Here is an 18543-nt window from a genome sequence, read left to right on the forward strand (position 1 = left end):
AGTGGAGTAGGGCGCCCGCACTCTGCGGCAGGTTGGGTTCGCAAGGGCGAACCCAACCGAGGCCGCTCCCGTCAGGCCGCCAGCCACACCGTGTTCAGATGCATCTCGCGGGCGAAGTGGTATTCGAAGCCCTGCACCTTGTCGGTGCTGGCGGTAAAGATCTTCAGCCAGAACGGGATGATGGCGATTGCGTCCTCCTGCATGATCTGCTCCAGCTGGTGCACCAGGACCTTGCGCTTTTCGAGGTCGAGCGTCGCCTGGGCCTGGTCGAGGATCTCGTCGAATTCCGGGTTGGCGTAGCCGGTCTCGTTCCAGGCCACGCCGCTGCGATAGCCCAGCGCCAGCACCTGCACCGCCAGCGGCCGGGTCAGCCACTGCGTCACCGAGAACGGCCATTTGGTCCAGCGGTCCCAGAAGGTGGCGCCGGGCAGGACGCTGACCTTGAGGTCGATCCCCGCCGGCTTGACCATCTCCGACAGCACCTGGGCGGTGTCGATCTCGTGCTTCAGCGCGTCCTGGCAGTTGATCTCGATCGACAGCCCGTTCGGGAAGCCGGCGTCAGCCAAGAGCTTCCTGGCCTTGTCGATGTCCGGCGCCGGGGGCGGCAGGGGCGTGTATTCCGGATGGATCGGCGAGACGTGGAAATCCTCGCCGGGCGTGCCGAAGCCCTGATAGGCCAGCTCGGTCAGGCGCTTGTGGTCGACGCAGGCCTGGATCGCCTGGCGCACCGCCTTCTTGTCGAAGGGCGGTTCGCTGATGCGGAAGCGGGCGACGCCGGTCTCCGCCGTCAGCTTCTCGTAGGTCTTCAGATTCGGCACGGACTGCACCGCCGGCAGCAGGTTGACCGGAACCTGGCTCACCAGATCGACCTGGCCGGAGCCCAGCGCCGCCAGCCAGGCGGCCGGGTCGCTGCCGAGGTCGATGTATTCGACGCCGTCGAGATGGACCTCCTCGCCCCAATATTCCGCCGCCGGCCGCTTCTCGAACACGGCGCGCGACCCGACCGCCGCCTCCTTCAGCGTAAACGGGCCGGTGCCGACCGGGGTCTTCATCAGGTTGGCGCCGGACTTGGCGAAGTCGCGATGGCTGATCAGCGCCGGATAGTCGCCCAGGCTTTCCGGGAACTGCAGCATCGGGCTCTGCAGATGGAAGCGCACGGTGTGGTCATCGACCCGCTCGATGGCACCGGGCGCCATCTTGACCGCGTCCCCCTCCTTCACCGTCAGGCCGCTGAACCGGCCCTGGTTGGAGGAGCCAGTCTTGCTGTCGAGCCAGCGGGTGAAGGTGGCGATCACGTCGTCGGCGTTGAACGCGTCGCCATTGTTCCACTTCACCCCCTTGCGCAGGTGGAAGGTCCATTGGCTGACGTCGTCATTCGCCTCCCATTTCTCGGCCAGCCAGGGCCGGGCGACGTCGTCGGTGCCGATCGACACCAGCGGCTCGATGATCAGCCGCGCGACATTGCCCTTCTCCGACCAGTCGTAGATGGCGGGATCGGCGCAATCCATCACTGGCATGCCGATGCGCAAGGTCCCGCCCTTGCGCGGCGTGTCCTGCGCCATGGCCTGCGGGATCACGGCCTCGCCGGTGATCCGCCCGGCCATGGCATAGGCGGCCGGCGCCGCCATGCCGAGCAGCGCCGCGGTGCGGATGAAGTCGCGCCGCCCGATCCGGCCGGCCTTGAGCTGCTCGGCCATCGGCGGAATCGCGGGATGAAGCCTCGTCTCGTCGTCCATGATGCACCCCTGCTTGTTGCTCTCCGGCCCCTGCCGGGCCGGTTCGATCATTGTCAGTTCAGCGGCAGCCGGCGGAAGCGGTCCGGCCGGAACGGGTCGCGGAAATGCTGCATCGGCCCGTTCTCGGTGAAATGCCGGTGCCAGCGGTCCAGCGCCTGGCGGTCGAGGGTGACGCCGAGGCCAGGCCCGTCCGGCACCCGCACCGTGTTGCCGGACTGGCGGAACGGCCCGCCCTCGATCACGTCGCCGACCTGCCAACGGAACAGCGACTGCGCCGGCTCGCGGATCCACGCCGTCGCCGCCGAGACCTGGAGATAGGCGGCGGTGCAGATGCCGGTGTCGCCGCTGTAGCACCAGAAATCGACGCCCGTGGCCTCGCAGCCGGCGATGAAGCGCAGCGTCCGGCCGATGCCGCCATGCACGGCGAAGTTGGTGACGAAGGCGTCGGGCACGCCCAGCGCCAAAGCGCGGCGCAGGTCTGGCACATGCGAGGAGAACGGGATGGCGCTGTGCTGCCGTAGCTTCTGCATCTCCTCGAAGGTCGCGACCGGGTCCTCGTAATTGCGGATGTTGTAGGGCTCGATCGCCTGCAGCACATGGCGCGCCGTGGGCAGCGACCACTGCATGTTGGAATCGAGCCGGATCATCGCCTCCGGCCCCAGCGCCTCGCGCAGCTTGCGGACGGTGCGGATCTCGAGCTCCGGGTCGCCGAGGCTGAGCTTGCCTTCGAAGAAGGTCGAGCCGTGTGCCTCGCGCATCCGCAGGCAATAGTCGACGATCGCCGCGGCCGACATCTCGCCGCCGGCTGCGCCCGCGGCCTCGCGGAAGCTGAAATATTCGGTGAAGGGAATGTCGTGCCGGACGGCGCCGCCGAGCAGCTTGTGGATCGGCTGGCCCCATTCCTTGCCGCGGATGTCCCACAGCGCCATCTCCAGCGCGCCGAAGGCGATCACCACGGCGTTCTCGCCGGTGTTGGCGGTGATCTGGATCGAAGGCAGGCACAGGCTCTCGATCGCGGCGATGTCGAGCGGGTCCCGGCCGATGATCCGCGGCGCCAGCTCATGCTCGATGATCGGGCCGAAATGCCACCACGGCGCCTCGCCGAGCCCGGTGATGCCGGCATCGGTCTCGACCTCGATGATGCATTTGGAGGAGCCTGGATAGGCGCCGACCGACCAGTGGAACGGGGCGTCGAGCGGGATGTTGACCGGGGTGGTCCGGATCCGGGTGATCTTCAAGCGGCCCTCCGTTCACGGCATCCACAACCGTCCCCGACCCCCTGGCCAGCGTAAACCGAATTCTCCTCACCCCTGCATGAGCCAGATCGATACAGGAGGTCGTTCAGGCACCGCCCCATGCGAGGGGCACTCAACACCGTCATGGCGAGGCGCGTAGCGCCGTGGCCATCCAGGGGCCGGTGCGAGCCGCCCTGGATGACCACGCCCCTTCGGGGCTCGCCATGACGGTGGAGGGAACGAGCTCCAATCCGATCAGCCGCTGACATGTCTCCGGGCAAGATCGTGGAAAGCGCGCGCGACCATCAGGTCGAGATGGCCGCCGCCGGCATTCTTGAACAGCGTGATCTCGTCGGCCGACCGGCGGCCCGCGGCGCCCGCGCACAGCTCGGCCAGTTCGGCGACCACATCCTCCGGAGCGATGGCGCCGGCGGCGATCGCCTGGCTGAACTCGCCGCAATGGCCGACGGCGAAACGGCGCGTGTCGACGAACAGCCGGGCCCGGCGCATCGCCTCGTCATCGGCCTCGCGCATCTCCGGGGTGAAGGACCCGACCAGGTCGACATGCGCGCCCGGCTTCAGCCAGACGCCGCGCAGCACCGGATCGCGGGACGCCGTGACGCAGGAGATGATGTCGGCTTGGCGCACCGCCGCCTCGGCGTCCTCGACGGCGCCGATCTCGACGCCGGGGACGGAGAGGGCGGCCGCCAGCGCCCGGGCCTTCTCCGCCGTGCGGTTCCAGATCGCCACGCGCCTGATCGGGGGGCGGACGGCCAGCAGGTAGCGGATCTGCGTCTCCGCCTGCGCCCCGGCGCCCAGCACCGCCAGCGTCGCCGCATCCGGCCGGGCCAGCAGGTCGGCGCCGAGGGCGGAATCGGCCGCGGTCTTGGCGCGGGTGAAGCTCTCGCCGGTGATCACGGCCTGGGGCCGGCCGTCCTGGCCGTCGAACAGCACGACGACCGACCGAATGTTCGGCCCGGCGCCGCGCGCCTCATTGCCGGGAAACACCGCAGCCAGCTTCGCCCCCAGCGCCGTTCCTGGCTGCCACGCCACCCAGCTCATCAGGCTGTTGGGCGGTTCCTGCAGCAGCAGGCGCTCGACCGCTCCGATCCCCTGCCGATGCCCGTCGCGCAGCCGTTCGACCAGCCAGAGCGGGTCGAATTCCAGTGCGTCGGCATCGATGGCGCGGATCGGCGCCATCAGACGTCCTTCAGCAGCCGCAGCGCATCATAGACCGCGGCGTGGATGTTGCGGGAGGAGACGGCGTCGCCGATCCGCCACAGCACGAAGCGGCCCTCCGGGTTGCGCCGCACCGCCTGCGGCCGGCCGGCGATCATCGCCTCGTAGTCGACGGCGCCGAGATTGGCGGACAGCGGCTTCAGCGCGAAATACAGCTCGTCCAGCGGCAGGGTGCCGTGCTCGACCACCACCTGGTCGGCCCGCTTCTCGACCCGGCGATGCCCATATTCGTCGAGGAAGCTGGCGACGAGGCGATTGCCGTCGCGCCGCACGCTCTCCAGCCGCAGGTTGATCGTCACCTGCACGCCATGCTCGGAGAAGGCGCGGAAATAGGCCGGATAGCTGGTGCCGCCGACATCCGGGGCCAGCATCCGCTCAGGCGTCACCAGCTCCAGCCTGCTGCCGGCGCCGGCGATGAACTCCGCCGCGGTCAGGCCGGGATGGGCGCCGTTGTCGTCGTACAGCAGCACGGTCTCGGCCGGCTTGGCGGCACCGGACAGGATGTCCCAGCTGGTGGTCACCAGATCCTCGCCGGCGTCGAGGAAGCTGGTGTTCGGCAGGCCGCCCGTCGCCACCACAACGACGTCCGGCGCCTCGGCCAGCACGTCATCGGCCTCGGCATAGGTGTTGAAGCGCATGGCCACGCCGTGACGCTCGCATTCGGCCATGCGCCAGTCGACGATGCCCAGGATCTCGCGCCGGCGCTGCAGGCCCGCGGTGATGCGGATCTGGCCGCCCGGCTGGTCCGCCGCCTCGAACAGGGTGACGGCATGGCCGCGCTCACCGGCCACCCGCGCCGCCTCCAGCCCGGCCGGGCCGGCGCCGACCACCACCACCTTGCGCCGCGGGCCGGTGCTACGCGGCACGACATGCGGCATCGTCGCCTCGCGCCCGGTGGCGGCGTTGTGGATGCAGACGGCCTGGCCGCCGTAGATGCTGTCGATGCAGTAGCCCATGCCGACGCAGGGCCGGATCTCGGCCTCGCGCCCCTCGATCACCTTGCGGGCGATGTGCGGGTCGGCCATGTGCGGCCGGGTCATCCCGACCATGTCCAGCTTGCCGCTCTCGATGGCGTGGCGGGCGGTGGCGACGTCCTGGATCCGGGCGGCGTGGAAGGTCGGCACCTTCGCCGCCGCCCGCACCTCGCCGGCGAAGTCGAGATGCGGGGCGGAGCGGGCGCCCATGCCGGGAATGACATGCGACAGCGCCTCGTCGGTGTCGATGTGGCCCTTGATGACGTTGACGAAGTCGATCAGGCCGGAGGCGACCAGCCGCCGCGCGATCTCCAACCCCTCGGCCTTGGACAGGCCGCGCTCCCAATCCTCGTCGCAGACCATGCGGGTGCCGACGATGAAATCCGGCCCGACCCGGTCGCGGATCGCGCGCAGCACCTGGAAGGCGAAGCGCATCCGGTCGTCCAGGCCGCCGCCATAGTCGTCGTCGCGCTGGTTGGTGGCCGGCGACCAGAACTGGTCGATCAGGTGGCCGTAGCATTCGAGCTCCAGCCCGTCGAGGCCGCCGGCCTGCACCCGCTCGGCGCCGTCGGCATAGGCGGCGACGATGCGCTCGATGTCCCAATCCTCCATCGCCTTGGGGAAGGCACGGTGCGCCGGCTCGCGCACCGGGGAGGGGGCGACCACCGGCAGCCAGTCCTCCTTCGACCAGCTGGTGCGGCGGCCGAGATGGGTGACCTGGATCATCACCGCGGCACCGTGCGAATGCACATCGTCCGCCAGCTCCTGCAGCCAGCGCACCACCTCGTCCTTGTAGAGCAGGATGTTGCCGAAGGCCTGCGGGCTGTCCGGCGCGACCACGGAGGAGCCGCCGATCATGGTCAGGGCGATGCCGCCCTTGGCTTTCTCGGCGTGATACAGGCGGTACCGCTCCTTCGGCAGGCCGTCCTCGGTATAGGCCGGCTCATGCGCGGTCGACATGAAGCGGTTGCGCAGGGTCAGGTGGCGCAGCGTGTAGGGCTGCAGCAGGGGATCGGCGTTCGACATGTCCGGTGGCGGATCGTTGTGACGGTTTCACTCTTCCGGGCTGCCGGCCGATGGTAAACCGAATTTCCTTCACGCCGGCATGAGCCCAGTCGATGCAAACCCTCCGCGGCAGCCTGCCCTCGCTCAACGCCCTGGCGGTGTTCGAGGCGTCGGCGCGGCGGCTCAGCTTCTCCAGGGCGGCGGAGGACCTGGCGATCACCCAGTCGGCGGTCAGCCACGGCATCCGGCAGCTCGAGGCGTCGCTCGGGCTCGACTTGTTCATCCGCCATCACCGAAGGCTGGAGCTGTCGCCGGAGGGTGAGCGGCTATACGCCGCCGTCGCCATCAGCCTGTCCGCGATCGCGCAAGCCGTGGACGACATCACCGGCCGGTCCATGGCGGCGGCGCAGCGCGAGATCGTGATCGGGGTCTCGACCTCGATGGCGGCGCATTGGCTGCTGCCGCGCTTCGCCGTCTTCCGCGCGGCCTTTCCGGTGGTGCCCCTGCGCATCCAGACGATCGACCGCGATGCCGACCCGGGCGAGGACGGCATCGACGTCGTGATCCGGCTCGGCGACGGCAAATGGCCCGACCACGACACCATCCCGTTGTGGGAGGAGCATGTGCATGCGGTCGCCAGCCCGGCCTATCTGGTTGAGCATGGCCCGCTGCGCGACGCTGCCGACCTGCACCGCTGCCAGTTGATCCATTACGAGGATCCGCTGCGCCGCCGCGCCACCTGGGGCGAATGGTTCGCCGCCTTGGGCCTGCCGGCGCCGGGGCCGGCCCGGTCGCTGCGGGTGACCGACCATACGGTGGCGCTGCAGGCGGCAATGGACGGGCAGGGGGTGACGCTGGGCTGGCGCCCGATCATCGACGACCTGATCCGGACCGGCCGCCTGGCCGATGCCTTCCCCCGGCACTTCGCGACCGGCCGGCACTTCTACATCGTCACCGTCCGCGGTGCGACGCTGCGCAAGCCGCTGTCGCTGTTCTGCGACTGGCTGGCCGCCCAGGCCGCGGCGATGAAGGGCTGGTGAGCCCTCAGGCCTCGAAGCGCAGCACCACCGAGAATCCGTTTTCGGGATCATGGCGGAAGGCGATGCGGCCGCGATGGGCCTTCATCACCTCGGCGGCGATGGCGAGGCCGAGCCCGGTGCCGGCGCCCGATCCGGAATGGAACGGCTCCAACGCCCGCTCCCGGTCGGCCTCCGGGATGCCCGGGCCGTCGTCGTTCACCTCGATCCACGCGCCGTCCGGCCAGGAATCGTCTGGACCACCGCCGACGCGGACCGACAGCCTTGTCTCGGCGCCGTGGACCAGGGCGTTGTGCATGATGTTGGACAGCGCCTCGCGCAGGCTGACCGCGTCGCCCTCGACCAGGACGGGCTGCTCCGGCGCCTCGAAGGCGATGCGCACATCGCGGTCGAAGGACAGCGGCACCGCCGCCGCCAGCACCGTGCGGGCCAGCTCCACCAGGTCGACCGGGGCGAAGGCGCCGATCTCGGTCCGGTGGATCACTATGGCGTGGTTCAGCAGCTGGTTGGTCAGCCGCCCCAGCTCCGCCGTGCGCTGCCGCACCCGCTCCAGCTGTTGCTCGCGCCGCTCCGCCGATGCCTCGTGCCCCAGCAGCTCGACCTGGGCGTCGAGCGCGGCCAGCGGCGTGCGGATCTGGTGGGCGGCATCGGCGATGAAGCGCTGCATCAGGCCGATGCGGCCGGCCAGCCGCCCCATGAACAGGTTGATCGAGGACACCAGCGTCCGGATCTCGGTGGGCGTGGCGAGGTCGAGCGGCTTCAGGTCGTCCGGCGCCCGGTCGGCCAGCGCCTTCTCGATCCGGATCAGCGGCGCCAGGGCCCAGCGCACCGCCACCGCGCCGGCCACCATGGTCAGCACCCCCATGGCCAGGACGATCAGCACCGCCTGGCGGGTGAGCGACCGGGCCAAAGCGTCCCGCGCCCGGGTGGTCTGGGCCAGCACCACCGTGGCCCAGCCGCCGTTGGATTCGTCCATCTTGCGGCCCAGCACGGCGACGCGAACCGCCTCGCCCTGGAAGCTGCCGTCCTCGACCACCACGCCGTGGCGGGCCTGCTGCGCGGTGGCCGGGTCGAGCGCGAGATCCGGATAGCCGGCCACCACCACGCCGCGCGGATCGACCACCTTGTAGTAGACGAGGTCGTAGGCGGAGAGGGAGGCGAAGGCGGCGACCGGCGGGTCGAGCGCGAGCACGCCGCCCTGCATGAACACGTTCTCGGCCACCTGCACCGCGCCGCCAACCAGCAGCCGGTCATAGGCCTCGCCGGCCGCCAGCCGGGCGTAATGCGCCGCGGCGGCGATCACCGCGGCCGTGCCGAGGCAGACCACCACCGCGATGAACGCGAGGATGCGGGCGTAGAGCGAGCCGCGGATGCGGTCAGCCGACGACAAGCTGGTACCCGAGGCCGCGCAGGGTCCGGATCTCGACCGAGGATCCCGCCAGCTTGCGGCGGATCCGGGTCACGTACTGCTCCACCGCGTTCGGGCTCGGCTCCTGGTCGAAGCTGTAGATCTGGTCCAAGAGGTCGTCCTTGGAAAAGATGCGGCCGGGCCGGGTGGCCAGGATCTCCAGCACCGTCAGCTCGCGCCGGGTCAGGTCCAGCGGCCGGCCCTGCACCGCGGCCAGCCGCGCCGCCCGGTCGATGGTGACGTCGCCGCAGGTCAACACGTTGCTGCTGTCGCCGGTGCGGCGGCGCAGCAGGGCCCGGGCCCGCGCCTCCAACTCGCGGTAGTCGAAGGGCTTGACCAGGTAGTCGTCGGCGCCGAGGTCGAGCGCGCCGACCCGGTCCTCGACGCCGGACCGGGCGGTCAGCACCAGCACCGGGGTCGACCGGCGCCGCGCCCGTAGATCCTTCAGCAAAGCGATGCCGTCGCGGCCGGGCAGCATGATGTCGAGTACCAGCAGGTCGTAATCCTGCACCCCGAGCATGTCCCCGGCCGCCTCGCCGTCGCGCTCCCAGTCGACCGCATGGCCCATGCGCTCGAGCCGGGCGACGATCGCCTCGCCGATATCGGCCGTGTCCTCGACCACCAGGATGCGCACGGGCTCTCCCTGTTTCCGTTCCGAGTCAGGCTGGCGTCAGCTTGATGCGGAACACTCCCTGCAACGGACCGCCGAAGCGGTGCCGCTGCCAGGGAGGATATATGGCCATCGTGCAATCGCCGCCAGCAGACGCGTTGCTCTCCGTCCGCCAGGTCACGCTGCAATACAAGACCGACCAAGCCGTTGTCACCGCGACCCATCGCGTCGATTTCGATGTCCATCCCTCCGACCGCTTCATCCTGCTCGGCCCCTCCGGCTGCGGGAAGTCGACGCTGCTGAAGGCGATCGGCGGCTACATCGCGCCGACAGAGGGCGAGATCCGGCTGAAGGGCCGCGAGGTGTCCGAGCCCGGCCCCGACCGGATGATGGTGTTCCAGGAATTCGACCAGCTGCTGCCCTGGAAGACGGTGCGCGAGAACGTGGCTTTCGCTCTGATCGCCAGCCGCCGCCTGGGCCCGGCCGAGGCCCGCGACCGCGCCGCCCATTACATCGAGAAGGTCGGCCTCGCGAAATTCGCCGACAGCTATCCGCACATGCTGTCGGGCGGCATGAAGCAGCGCGTCGCCATCGCCCGCGGCATGGCGATGGAGCCGGACGTGCTGCTGATGGACGAGCCCTTCGCCGCGCTGGACGCCCTGACCCGCCGGCGGATGCAGGACGAGCTGCTGCAGCTGTGGGAGGACACGCGCTTCACCGTGCTGTTCGTCACCCATTCGATCGAGGAGGCGATCCGCATCGGCAACCGCATCCTGCTGTTGTCGCCGCATCCCGGGCAGGTGAAGGCCGAGCTGAACAGCATCGGCCGCGACGACTGGGGCACCGCCGCCCAGGGCGCGCTGGAGGCGCGCATCAACGACATGCTGTTCGTTCATTGAGGGCCGCCGCCATGACCGACACCACGCTGGAGCTTCGTCCCGAGATCCTGCGCGACACGCCGAAGACCGACATCCCGCCGGTCGAGAAGGCGATCTCCCCGGTCGAGCGGATCTACCGCCTGGGCTTCGTGCGCAAGACGCTGATCCTGCTGGCCCTGGCCCTGCTGTGGGAGGGCTATGGCCGCTGGCTCGGCAACCCGCTGCTGTTCCCGTCCTTCACCGAGACCTTCGCCGCCTTCCTCGACAACATCGGCAACGGCGTGCTGCCGGCGCGGGCGGTGGCGTCGCTGCAGACGCTGGTGATCGGCTACGCCATCGGCATCGCTTTGGCAGCAGTGCTGACGACGGTCGCCATCGGCTCGCGCATCGGTGCCGACCTGCTGGAAACCCTGACCTCGATGTTCAACCCGCTGCCGGCGATCGCGCTGCTGCCGCTGGCCCTGATCTGGTTCGGGCTGGGGCAGGGCAGCGTGATCTTCGTGCTGGTCCATTCGGTGCTGTGGGCGATCGCGCTGAACACCCATTCCGGCTTCCGCGCCGTGTCCAACACGCTGCGCATGGTGGGGCTGAACTACGGGCTGCGGCGGCTGTCGCTGGTCCGGCACATCCTGATCCCGGCGGCATTCCCGTCGATCCTGACCGGCCTCAAGGTCGGCTGGGCGTTCGCCTGGCGCACGCTGATCGCGGCCGAGCTGGTGTTCGGCGTCTCCTCCGGCTCCGGCGGGCTCGGCTGGTTCATCTACGAGAACCGCAACCAGCTCGAGACCGCGAACGTCTTCGCCGGCCTGTTCACCGTCATCCTCATCGGCCTGTTCGTCGAGAACGTGGTCTTCGCCACGATCGAGAAGAAAACGATCCGCCGCTGGGGGATGCAGCACTGAAAATCTGTGCAACAACGGGCCGGATCGGCCGGCCCGGACAAGGGAGGACACCATGGGAGTGATGAAGCGTCTGGCCGCGGCGGCCGTCGCGGCGGCGGTCGGGCTCGGCCTCGGCAGCGCGCAGGCCGAGGTCAGCGAGATCAGGGTCTCCAAGGGCTACGGCATCCTGTACCTGCCGCTGATCGTGATGCAGGACCAGAAGCTGTTCGAGAAGCAGGCCGCGGCCGCCGGCCTCGGCGACGTCGCGGTGAAATGGGTGATGCTCGACGGCGGCAACGTCATCAACGACGCGATGATGGCCGGGACGCTCGACTTCGCCGGCACCGGCGCCCCGGGCTTCATCACCCTCTGGGCCAAGGCCAAGGGCATTCCGAATGTCGAGGTGACCGGCATCAGCGGGCTGAGCTCGACCTCGCTCTGGCTCAACAGCAACAAGCCGGAGATCAAGTCGCTGGCCGACATCACGGCCGAGGACAAGATCGCGCTGCCGGGGATCAAGACCTCGCTGTCGGCCGTGGTGCTGCAGATGATGGTGGCCAAGCAGTTCGGCCGCGAGAACTTCGCCAAGCTCGACCCGATGACGGTCAGCCTGCCGCACCCGGACGCGCTGGCGGCGCTGACCTCGGGCCAGACCGAGGTGCGGGCGCATTTCACCTCGCCGCCATTCTCCTATCTCGAGGCCAAGAACCCCAACATCCACCGCGTCGCCAACTCGGTCGACGTGATCGGCAACATCACCCTCGACGTGGTCTTCGCTCCGAAGCGCTTCGTCGATGCCAATCCGAAGACGGTGGAGGCCTTCCTGGCCGCGCTCGACGAGGCCAACGCCTTCATCGCCGCGCACAAGCAGGAGACGGCGGAGATCTTCGCCCGTGGCTCGGCGGTCAAGATCTCGCCGGAGGAGGTGCTGGAGATCCTGAACGATCCCGACACGCGCTTCTCGACCACCCCGACCAAGGTGATGGACTTCGCCGACTTCATGCATCTGGCCGGCACCATCAAGGCGAAGCCGGAGAGCTGGACCGAGCTGTTCATTCCGCAGCTGGCGAGCCGGGCGGGGAACTGATCGACGATCCGGCGGGAGCTCGGTGCTGAAAAGCCGGGCTCCGCCGACCATGTCCGAAAACCGCGAGCGCGATCGCCGCGGACGTGACATGGTCGGCGCATGGAATCGCTCGATCCCGAAGCCTGCTATCGCGCCCTCTCGACCCGCGACCCGCGGTTCGATGGGCGCATCTTCGTCGGCGTGACCTCCACCGGCATCTATTGCCGGCCGGTGTGCCCAGCCCGCACGGCGAAGTTCGAGAACTGCCAATTCTACGCCTCCGCCGCCGCGGCGCAGGAGGCGGGGTTCCGGCCCTGCCTGCGCTGTCGGCCCGAGACGGCGCCAGACCTCGCCTCCTGGCGCGGCACCTCCAACACCGTGTCGCGCGGCCTGGCGCTGATCGCCGACGGCGCGCTGGATGGCGGCGAAGCGGGGGTCGAGGCGCTGGCCGAGCGGCTCGGCGTCGGCGGCCGCCAGCTGCGCCGGCTGTTCAAGCAGCATCTCGGCGCCACGCCGGTCGCGGTGGCCCAGACCCGGCGCGTGCTGTTCGCCAAGCAGTTGATCCAGGAGACGCGGATGCCGATGGCCGAGGTGGCGCTGGCCGCCGGCTTCGGCAGCATCCGCCGCTTCAACGAGACCTTCCACGACCTGTTCCGCCGTCCGCCCAGCGCGCTGCGCCGCCGCGCCTGGGCCGGGCTGCCGGCCGACTCGGTCGCAGCCGGCGGGGTGACGCTGCGGCTGCGCTACCGCCCACCCTATGACTGGCCGGCGATGCTGGCCTATCTGCGGGCCCGCGCCATCGACGGCGTGGAGCAGGTCGAGGGCGAGGTCTACCGCCGCAGCGTCGCCGAGGGCGACGACCTCGGCACCGTCGAGATCCGCCACGAGCCGGCGCGCAGCAACCTGGCGGTGCTGGTCCGCTTCCCCTCGGTGCGCGCCTTGCCGGGCATCCTGGCCCGGGTGCGGCGCGTCTTCGATGTCGGTGCCGACATCGAGGCGATCGGCGCTCATCTGTCGCAGGACCCGTTCCTGGCGCCGCTGGTGGCTCAGCGGCCGGGCCTGCGCGCTCCCGGCGGTTGGGATGGGTTCGAGCTGGCGGTGCGCGCCGTGCTGGGCCAGCAGGTCACGGTGGTCGCGGCGCGGCAGCTGGCCGGCCGGCTGGTGTCGATCTGCGGCGCCGAGGTGCCGGAGGCGGCACGGCTGAACCCGGCTTTGTCTCGCACCTTCCCGTCACCGCAGCGTGTGGCCGCGGCGGATCTCGGTGCACTCGGCATGCCGGGGTCGCGCCGGTCGACGCTGACCGCGCTGGCCGAGGCCGCGATCGCCGACCCGCATCTGTTCCGGCCCTTCGGCACGGTGGAGGAGGCGATCGCCCGGCTGCGGCAGATCCGCGGCATCGGCGACTGGACGGCGCAGTACATCGCCTTGCGCGCCCTGCGCGAGCCCGACGCCTTTCCGGCCAGCGACATCGGCCTGCTGCGCGGCGCCGCCGACGGCGCCGGCGTGCGGCCGACGCCGGCCGACCTGCTGGTCCGGGCCGAGCCCTGGCGGCCCTGGCGGGCCTATGCCGCCCAGCATCTCTGGGCCGCCGATGCCGTTCCAGTGGCGAGGGTGGTGAAGCATGGCTGAGGCGCTGGTCTTCGACCGCCTGCCGAGCCCGCTCGGCGAGCTGCTGATCGTGGCCGACGAGGCCGGCCGGCTGCGCGCCATCGACTGGTGTGACGAGGAGCGGTTGCGCGCGCGCCTGGCCCGCAGCCTCGGCGGCGATGACTTCGCCCTGGCGCCGCAGCGCAATCCGGCCGGCCTTGCCACGGCGCTGGAGGCGTATTTCGCCGGCGACCTCGCGGCGATCGACACGCTGCCGGTCGAGGCCGCCGGCACGCCATTCCAGCGCTCGGTCTGGGCGGCGCTGCGCGGCATCGCCTGCGGCACCACCGTGTCCTATGGCGAGATCGCGCGGCGGATCGGCCAGCCCGGGGCCATGCGTGCCGTCGGCCTCGCCAACAACTCCAACCCGATCCCGATCGTCGTGCCCTGCCACCGCGTGATCGGCGCCGATGGCTCGCTGGTCGGCTTCGGCGGCGGCCTCGACCGCAAGCGCTGGCTGCTGGACCATGAAGGCGCCGGCAGCCGGCAGCTGTCCCTGGCCATCTGAACCAAACCCTGGGAGAGGAACACCCATGACCGCCACCCGTCAGGCCGATGCCCTGCAGCAGTTCCGCCGCCTGCACCAGGACGGCATCCTGCTGCTCGCCAATGCCTGGGACGCCGGCAGTGCCCGGCTGATCGAGAGCCTCGGCGCCAAGGCCATCGCCACCACCAGCGCCGGCGTCGCCTGGGCGCATGGCTATCCGGACGGCGACGCGCTGCCGTTCGACCTGCTGGTCGCCACCACCGCCGAGATCACCCGCATCGTCACCGTGCCGCTGACCGTCGACAGCGAGGGGGGCTACAGCGATGACCCGGCCGCGGTGGGCGAGTCGATCGCCCGACTAATCGGCGCCGGCGCCGCCGGCATCAACCTCGAGGACGGGTCGGGGACGCCGGACCTGCTCTGCGCCAAGATCGAGGCGATCAAGCGCGCCGCGTCCCGCAGCGGCCAGGACGTGTTCATCAACGCCCGCACCGACGTCTATCTGCGCGGCCTGGCGCCGGAGGGCGGCAAGGTGGCCGAGGTGCTGGCCCGGGCCGAGCGCTACCGTGCCGCCGGAGCCGACGGCATCTTCGCGCCGGGGGTGACAAAGCCCGACGAGATCCAGGCGATCGCCGCCGCGGCGCCGCTGCCGCTGAACGTGATGGCCCGGCCCGGCCTGCCGGGTGCGGCGGAGCTCGCCGCCCTCGGCGTCCGCCGCCTCAGCGCCGGCTCCGGCATCAGCCAGACGGTGTTCGCCCGGACCGCGGAGTTGGCGCGGTCCTTCCTGCAGGACGGCGTCTCCGACCCGCTGGTCGGCCAGGCGATGCCGTATCCGGAGATCAATGCCCTGATGGCGAAATAAGAACGGACGGTCAGGCCGCGGCAGCAATGGTCAACCGGCTGGCGGCCTCGACTGCGCGGCATAGAAGGCGCGCTTGGCTTCGTACATCTGCATGTCGGCGCGGCGGACCACGGATTCGAGCCGCTCTCCGGGTTGGCTGCTGGCGATACCGACCGAGAAGCTGAGGGGCGGGCCCGGATAGAACTGGTTGTTGATGTCCACGAGCTGCTGCAGCTTCTCGACCAGCGCCTCGCCCTCCTTCTCCTCCGCCCCGGGCAGGAGAATCGCGAACTCGTCGCCCCCGATCCTGGCGGCATGAGCCGGCTTGTCGACCAGCTTGCCCAGCACCTCGCCCGAGCGGCGTAGCAGCCCGTCCCCGGCGAGGTGGCCCAACTCGTCATTCGTCGCCTTCAGGCCATTCACATCGGCGACGATGATCGTCACCGGGAACGGGCCTTTGCGTTCGAGGCGATTGAGTTCGTCCGCGTAGAAGGACCGGTTGAACAGCTTGGTCAGCTCGTCGTGCTGCCCCAGATATTCGAGATACTCTTCGGCCTTCTTGCGGGCCGTGATGTCTGTAAGGGCGAGCTGGACGAGGGACCAGTCATCCTCATGGCCGGGCAGGACCGAGAACTGCAGATGGACATGGAGCTGGGTGCCGTCGAGCGCATAGTTGACGACCTCGCGCTGCTGGAAAAGCTTGCCCTCCCAGAGATCCACGAGCTGGCCCTGGAAGTGCGGCAGCATATCGGCCCGGAAGATGTCGCCGATCCGCCGGAGCAGCGTCTGCTTGTCCGGGGAAACGAACAGCTTGAGAGTGTGCTCGTTGACATCGATCACCCTGATCTCGCTGAGACAGCGTTCGACGAAATCGGGATGGACGTCGATGAACACCCGCAGATCGCTGATGCCGCGCTCCCTCAGCCCGTCGAGCAGCAGCTTGATCCGGCTGAAATCCTCCACCCACAGCGAGATCGGGGAATGCTGGAACAGGCCGTGGGCGAAGTTCTCGCTCGCGGCAAGTGCGCGACGCGCGGTCTCCCGCTCGGTGACGTCCTCGATCGCAACCAGCACCCGATCCCATCGCTCCTCATGTCCCGGCAGCACAATGCCTCGGAGCTGAACATCCAGGCGCTGGCCGGAGAGGGTGTAGTTGACGGTGTGGCTGGAAAACTCGGGCTTTCCGTTCCACAGCTGCTCGAGTTCATCGACATGTGTCGCCAGCATGTCGGCCCGAAAAATCAGGTCGAGATTGTCCCGCAGATGTTCGAAATCCGTGGCCTCGAGGAGGGCCAGCGTCTTCTTGTTGACCTTGATCAAGTGAATGCAGCCGGAGCAGGTCTTGATCAGTTCGGGATCCTGCTTGAGATGGGCGCGCAGGTCCGAGACCCCGTCACCGCGCCAGCGTTCGAACAGACGGCGGAGCTCGCTGTAGTCCTCCAGCCAGAGCGAAACCGGGGCCAACTCGAACATATCCGCGTCATCGACGGACGAAACGGTGTCTTGGGGCATGGGCGAGGCCGGGTTGGAAGGATCTCGGAGGGCAATGATCGGGGTCCTGTCGCCGATTATGCAAGAGCGGTTCGTGCTGAGGCGAACCACGCTTCCGACATGACGAAGACCCATTGTGGGCTGGAAACAATTTTCCGTGGTGCATTGGGATATCATGTGTCCAGATTTCCTTGGAGGCGCGCATGTCCGGCAAGGCGCCGCGGCGCCGCGCCACCAGGAGGAAGGGGATGTCCAGGATCTCGGCTCTCGCCGTGCTCACCGGCACGGCATTGCTGCTCGGCGCCTGCGCCAACTCGGCCGATATCATCGGACAGCGGGAGGACATGTTGGCTGCCGCCGGCTTCAGCCTGCGCCCGGCGGATACGCCGGACCGGGTCGCGTCGCTGAAGGGGTTGCCGCCCCACAAATTCGTCTCCAGCGTCCGCAACGGCGTCGTGACCTATGTCTATGCCGACCCGACGATCTGCGGTTGCCTCTATGTCGGCGATCAGGCCGCCTATGGCCGCTATCAGAAGCTGGTGTTCGACAAGAAGATCGCGGATGAGCAGCAGGCAGCAGCCCAGTTGAACGAGAATGCCGCTCTGAATTGGAGCGTCGGGCCCTGGGGGCCATGGCCGCCCTATTGGTGATGGCGGGCGGTAAAGGGCGGGTCCTGGCGGTCAGGCCCCGGCGCGGCCGTCGAGCCGCGCCGCCAGGCTGTCCAGGCTGGGCTCGAACCAGATCTCGCGGCCGCGATTCGCTTCCCGCACCCAGTCGCGGAGGGCGCTGCTGGCGGCGAGACGCTGCGAGATGTCGCCGATCATGGCCAGCTTCAGCCGGTAGTTGACGGCCTTCTGAGCGATCTCTCCGGCGAGGCCGGTGCGAAGCTGGAAGAAGGCGGCACCCAGGCGCGAGACGGGCAGGGCAATCACCGAGGCGCCGGCAAACGCCGCCTCGCCGATCAGGTCGACGGCGCGCTGGGGACTGTCGATCGCCGGTCCCTCCGGATCACAGGCCAGGACGCGCTCGCTGCCCCATTCCAAAAGTTCGGTCACCGCCCTCGTCCCTTCTTGCTGGCGCCAGTCAGCTTCACATTGCAGCCCGGCGTCGAAGGTGAAGGCGTGCCGAGGCAAGGGCTGGGCAAGCACCGATCGGAATTGTGAGGCTCAATTGGCATCGGCCTCGCCAGTCCAGCGATTTCTCCCGGCCCAGAACGGGCATCTCGGGCAGGCTTCGCCTTCCGGATAATCGATGCCTTCCTCATGCGGGCAGCCGATAATGCGGTCCACCATTGCCACGGAGTGGACCTCATGCTCGCGCAGGAACGCGGCGATCTCGGCGAAGATCGTCTCGTCCGCACGCACGTCGCCGTCTTCAGCAAACCATCGACGTAGTTCTGTCGCTCCGGTCTCCGGGCCAGGGACGACACTGGCGACCGCCTTCGTGGCGCGGCGGTCGTCGGGGCCGTAGAAGGCGAGCGTTCCGATCGGGTAGCCGCGCGCTCCCCGCTTCGCCTTCTTCTCGAGCCACTTCCGCGGCTGCCATCCCAGCTTCATGGCTGCCATCCAAAGCTGAAGAGGTGGTGGCGGATGGGGTGGGATTCGAACCCACGGTGACGTTGCCGCCACGCCGGTTTTCAAGACCGGTGCCTTAAACCGCTCGGCCACCCATCCGGACCGGCCGCACCATACGGATTTGCCTCGCCGGTTTCAAATCGCTTCGCATCGGCTGGATGGTCCACGAGCGCGGGCAACATCCGACAATTGAAATCGTGAGTTGCCGCTTTTCGCCACGAACCGAAGCGGTTAGGGGCAGTACCGTAGAGCCGGTCTACGCGCCAATACAACTTATGAGGGCATACAGAAATACGCAGCAATACTGGGGGCAAATCGACGCCTAGGACAGGTTGCCCCGCGGGCGCGCAGCACATCCTCAGACATGCCGAAGCGAGGCGCGACGAATATGCTGGACCATTGACCGGATGTTGTGACATACGGGTTGACATGAC

17 protein-coding genes and 1 tRNA gene are annotated in these 18543 nt (G+C 69.1%); 8 read left to right on the plus strand and 10 right to left on the minus strand.

The annotated features are described in order from the left end of the window. Positions 1-71 precede the first annotated feature (71 nt). The 4 genes from FFK22_RS06635 to FFK22_RS06650 all read right to left on the minus strand — a co-directional run bounded on the left by FFK22_RS06635 (position 72) and on the right by FFK22_RS06650 (position 6210). Positions 72-1787, minus strand: a complete 1716-nt coding sequence (locus FFK22_RS06635; RefSeq protein ID WP_221938443.1) for an ABC transporter substrate-binding protein — start codon at positions 1785-1787, stop codon at positions 72-74. A gap of 2 nt (positions 1788-1789) precedes the next feature. Beyond that, positions 1790-2974 (minus strand): mandelate racemase/muconate lactonizing enzyme family protein, encoded by a 1185-nt coding sequence (locus tag FFK22_RS06640; protein WP_138886207.1) that lies wholly within the window; start codon positions 2972-2974, stop codon positions 1790-1792. A 252-nt stretch (positions 2975-3226) separates the two neighbouring features. After that, positions 3227-4171: an ornithine cyclodeaminase family protein gene (locus FFK22_RS06645; protein ID WP_138886206.1), complete on the minus strand. Its 945-nt coding sequence runs from the start codon at positions 4169-4171 to the stop codon at positions 3227-3229. Beyond that, entirely contained in the window at positions 4171-6210 is a 2040-nt protein-coding gene (locus FFK22_RS06650) for an NADH:flavin oxidoreductase (protein ID WP_138886205.1), read from the minus strand. The genes FFK22_RS06645 and FFK22_RS06650 overlap by 1 nt, the downstream gene beginning before the upstream one ends. 92 nt (positions 6211-6302) lie before the next feature. On the opposite strand from FFK22_RS06650, the gene FFK22_RS06655 reads away from it, so the two are divergent. Continuing rightward, a complete protein-coding gene (locus FFK22_RS06655) occupies positions 6303-7229 on the plus strand; it encodes a LysR substrate-binding domain-containing protein (protein WP_138886204.1) in 927 nt (308 codons plus the stop codon). Between the two features lie 4 nt (positions 7230-7233). On the opposite strand, the gene FFK22_RS06660 is transcribed toward FFK22_RS06655, so the two are convergent. Both FFK22_RS06660 and FFK22_RS06665 read right to left on the minus strand, forming a co-directional pair. Next, on the minus strand, positions 7234-8616 hold the full coding sequence (locus FFK22_RS06660) for a sensor histidine kinase (RefSeq protein WP_138886203.1): 1383 nt from the start codon (positions 8614-8616) through the stop codon (positions 7234-7236). After that, on the minus strand, positions 8603-9268 hold the full coding sequence (locus tag FFK22_RS06665) for a response regulator transcription factor (protein ID WP_138886202.1): 666 nt from the start codon (positions 9266-9268) through the stop codon (positions 8603-8605). The genes FFK22_RS06660 and FFK22_RS06665 overlap by 14 nt, the downstream gene beginning before the upstream one ends. A gap of 101 nt (positions 9269-9369) precedes the next feature. Between FFK22_RS06665 and FFK22_RS06670 the strand changes: the two genes are divergently transcribed. From FFK22_RS06670 to FFK22_RS06695, 6 genes are all read left to right on the plus strand, one after another. Then, positions 9370-10143: an ABC transporter ATP-binding protein gene (locus FFK22_RS06670; RefSeq protein WP_138886201.1), complete on the plus strand. Its 774-nt coding sequence runs from the start codon at positions 9370-9372 to the stop codon at positions 10141-10143. An 11-nt stretch (positions 10144-10154) separates the two neighbouring features. Further along, positions 10155-11024: an ABC transporter permease gene (locus FFK22_RS06675; RefSeq protein WP_138886200.1), complete on the plus strand. Its 870-nt coding sequence runs from the start codon at positions 10155-10157 to the stop codon at positions 11022-11024. Positions 11025-11076: 52 nt separating this feature from the next. Beyond that, entirely contained in the window at positions 11077-12090 is a 1014-nt protein-coding gene (locus FFK22_RS06680) for an ABC transporter substrate-binding protein (RefSeq protein WP_138886199.1), read from the plus strand. Positions 12091-12189: 99 nt separating this feature from the next. Then, positions 12190-13698 carry a DNA-3-methyladenine glycosylase 2 family protein gene (locus FFK22_RS06685; protein WP_138886198.1) on the plus strand — a complete coding sequence of 503 codons (1509 nt, stop codon included), beginning with the start codon at positions 12190-12192 and terminating at the stop codon, positions 13696-13698. Continuing rightward, complete coding sequence (locus tag FFK22_RS06690) at positions 13691-14224, plus strand: methylated-DNA--[protein]-cysteine S-methyltransferase (protein ID WP_138886197.1); 534 nt, start codon at positions 13691-13693, stop codon at positions 14222-14224. Before FFK22_RS06685 ends, FFK22_RS06690 begins: the two co-directional genes overlap by 8 nt. A 25-nt stretch (positions 14225-14249) precedes the next feature. Beyond that, positions 14250-15065, plus strand: coding sequence for an isocitrate lyase/phosphoenolpyruvate mutase family protein (locus tag FFK22_RS06695; protein ID WP_138886196.1), 816 nt, complete (start codon positions 14250-14252; stop codon positions 15063-15065). 30 nt (positions 15066-15095) lie between these two features. On the opposite strand, the gene FFK22_RS06700 is transcribed toward FFK22_RS06695, so the two are convergent. Further along, the gene (locus FFK22_RS06700; RefSeq protein ID WP_306770081.1) at positions 15096-16646 is read right to left on the minus strand and encodes a sensor domain-containing diguanylate cyclase; all 1551 of its coding nucleotides are present in this window, start codon (positions 16644-16646) and stop codon (positions 15096-15098) included. A 137-nt stretch (positions 16647-16783) separates the two neighbouring features. Between FFK22_RS06700 and FFK22_RS06705 the strand changes: the two genes are divergently transcribed. Further along, the gene (locus FFK22_RS06705) at positions 16784-17185 is read left to right on the plus strand and encodes a hypothetical protein (protein WP_221938444.1); all 402 of its coding nucleotides are present in this window, start codon (positions 16784-16786) and stop codon (positions 17183-17185) included. 30 nt (positions 17186-17215) lie between these two features. Here the strand turns inward: FFK22_RS06705 and FFK22_RS06710 are convergent, their stop codons facing one another. The 3 genes from FFK22_RS06710 to FFK22_RS06720 form a co-directional block, all read right to left on the minus strand. Next, positions 17216-17590, minus strand: coding sequence for a DUF4180 domain-containing protein (locus tag FFK22_RS06710; RefSeq protein WP_138886195.1), 375 nt, complete (start codon positions 17588-17590; stop codon positions 17216-17218). A gap of 111 nt (positions 17591-17701) precedes the next feature. Then, the gene (locus FFK22_RS06715; RefSeq protein ID WP_138886194.1) at positions 17702-18091 is read right to left on the minus strand and encodes a hypothetical protein; all 390 of its coding nucleotides are present in this window, start codon (positions 18089-18091) and stop codon (positions 17702-17704) included. 27 nt (positions 18092-18118) lie between these two features. Then, a tRNA-Ser gene (locus FFK22_RS06720) sits at positions 18119-18208 on the minus strand. Between the last annotated feature and the right edge of the window lie 335 nt (positions 18209-18543).

It is taken from the genome of Mycobacterium sp. KBS0706, from assembly GCF_005938675.2.
Classification (GTDB): domain Bacteria; phylum Pseudomonadota; class Alphaproteobacteria; order DSM-16000; family Inquilinaceae; genus Inquilinus.

Coding starts and splice junctions, on each gene's coding strand:
- FFK22_RS06670 (WP_138886201.1), top strand. CDS start 9,370: ATGGCCATCGTGCAATCGCCGCCAGCAGACGCGTTGCTCTCCGTCCGC.
- FFK22_RS06645 (WP_138886206.1), bottom strand. CDS start 4,171: ATGGCGCCGATCCGCGCCATCGATGCCGACGCACTGGAATTCGACCCG.
- FFK22_RS06705 (WP_221938444.1), top strand. CDS start 16,784: ATGTCCAGGATCTCGGCTCTCGCCGTGCTCACCGGCACGGCATTGCTG.
- FFK22_RS06715 (WP_138886194.1), bottom strand. CDS start 18,091: ATGAAGCTGGGATGGCAGCCGCGGAAGTGGCTCGAGAAGAAGGCGAAG.
- FFK22_RS06685 (WP_138886198.1), top strand. CDS start 12,190: ATGGAATCGCTCGATCCCGAAGCCTGCTATCGCGCCCTCTCGACCCGC.
- FFK22_RS06695 (WP_138886196.1), top strand. CDS start 14,250: ATGACCGCCACCCGTCAGGCCGATGCCCTGCAGCAGTTCCGCCGCCTG.
- FFK22_RS06655 (WP_138886204.1), top strand. CDS start 6,303: ATGCAAACCCTCCGCGGCAGCCTGCCCTCGCTCAACGCCCTGGCGGTG.
- FFK22_RS06680 (WP_138886199.1), top strand. CDS start 11,077: ATGGGAGTGATGAAGCGTCTGGCCGCGGCGGCCGTCGCGGCGGCGGTC.
- FFK22_RS06675 (WP_138886200.1), top strand. CDS start 10,155: ATGACCGACACCACGCTGGAGCTTCGTCCCGAGATCCTGCGCGACACG.
- FFK22_RS06650 (WP_138886205.1), bottom strand. CDS start 6,210: ATGTCGAACGCCGATCCCCTGCTGCAGCCCTACACGCTGCGCCACCTG.
- FFK22_RS06690 (WP_138886197.1), top strand. CDS start 13,691: ATGGCTGAGGCGCTGGTCTTCGACCGCCTGCCGAGCCCGCTCGGCGAG.
- FFK22_RS06635 (WP_221938443.1), bottom strand. CDS start 1,787: ATGATCGAACCGGCCCGGCAGGGGCCGGAGAGCAACAAGCAGGGGTGC.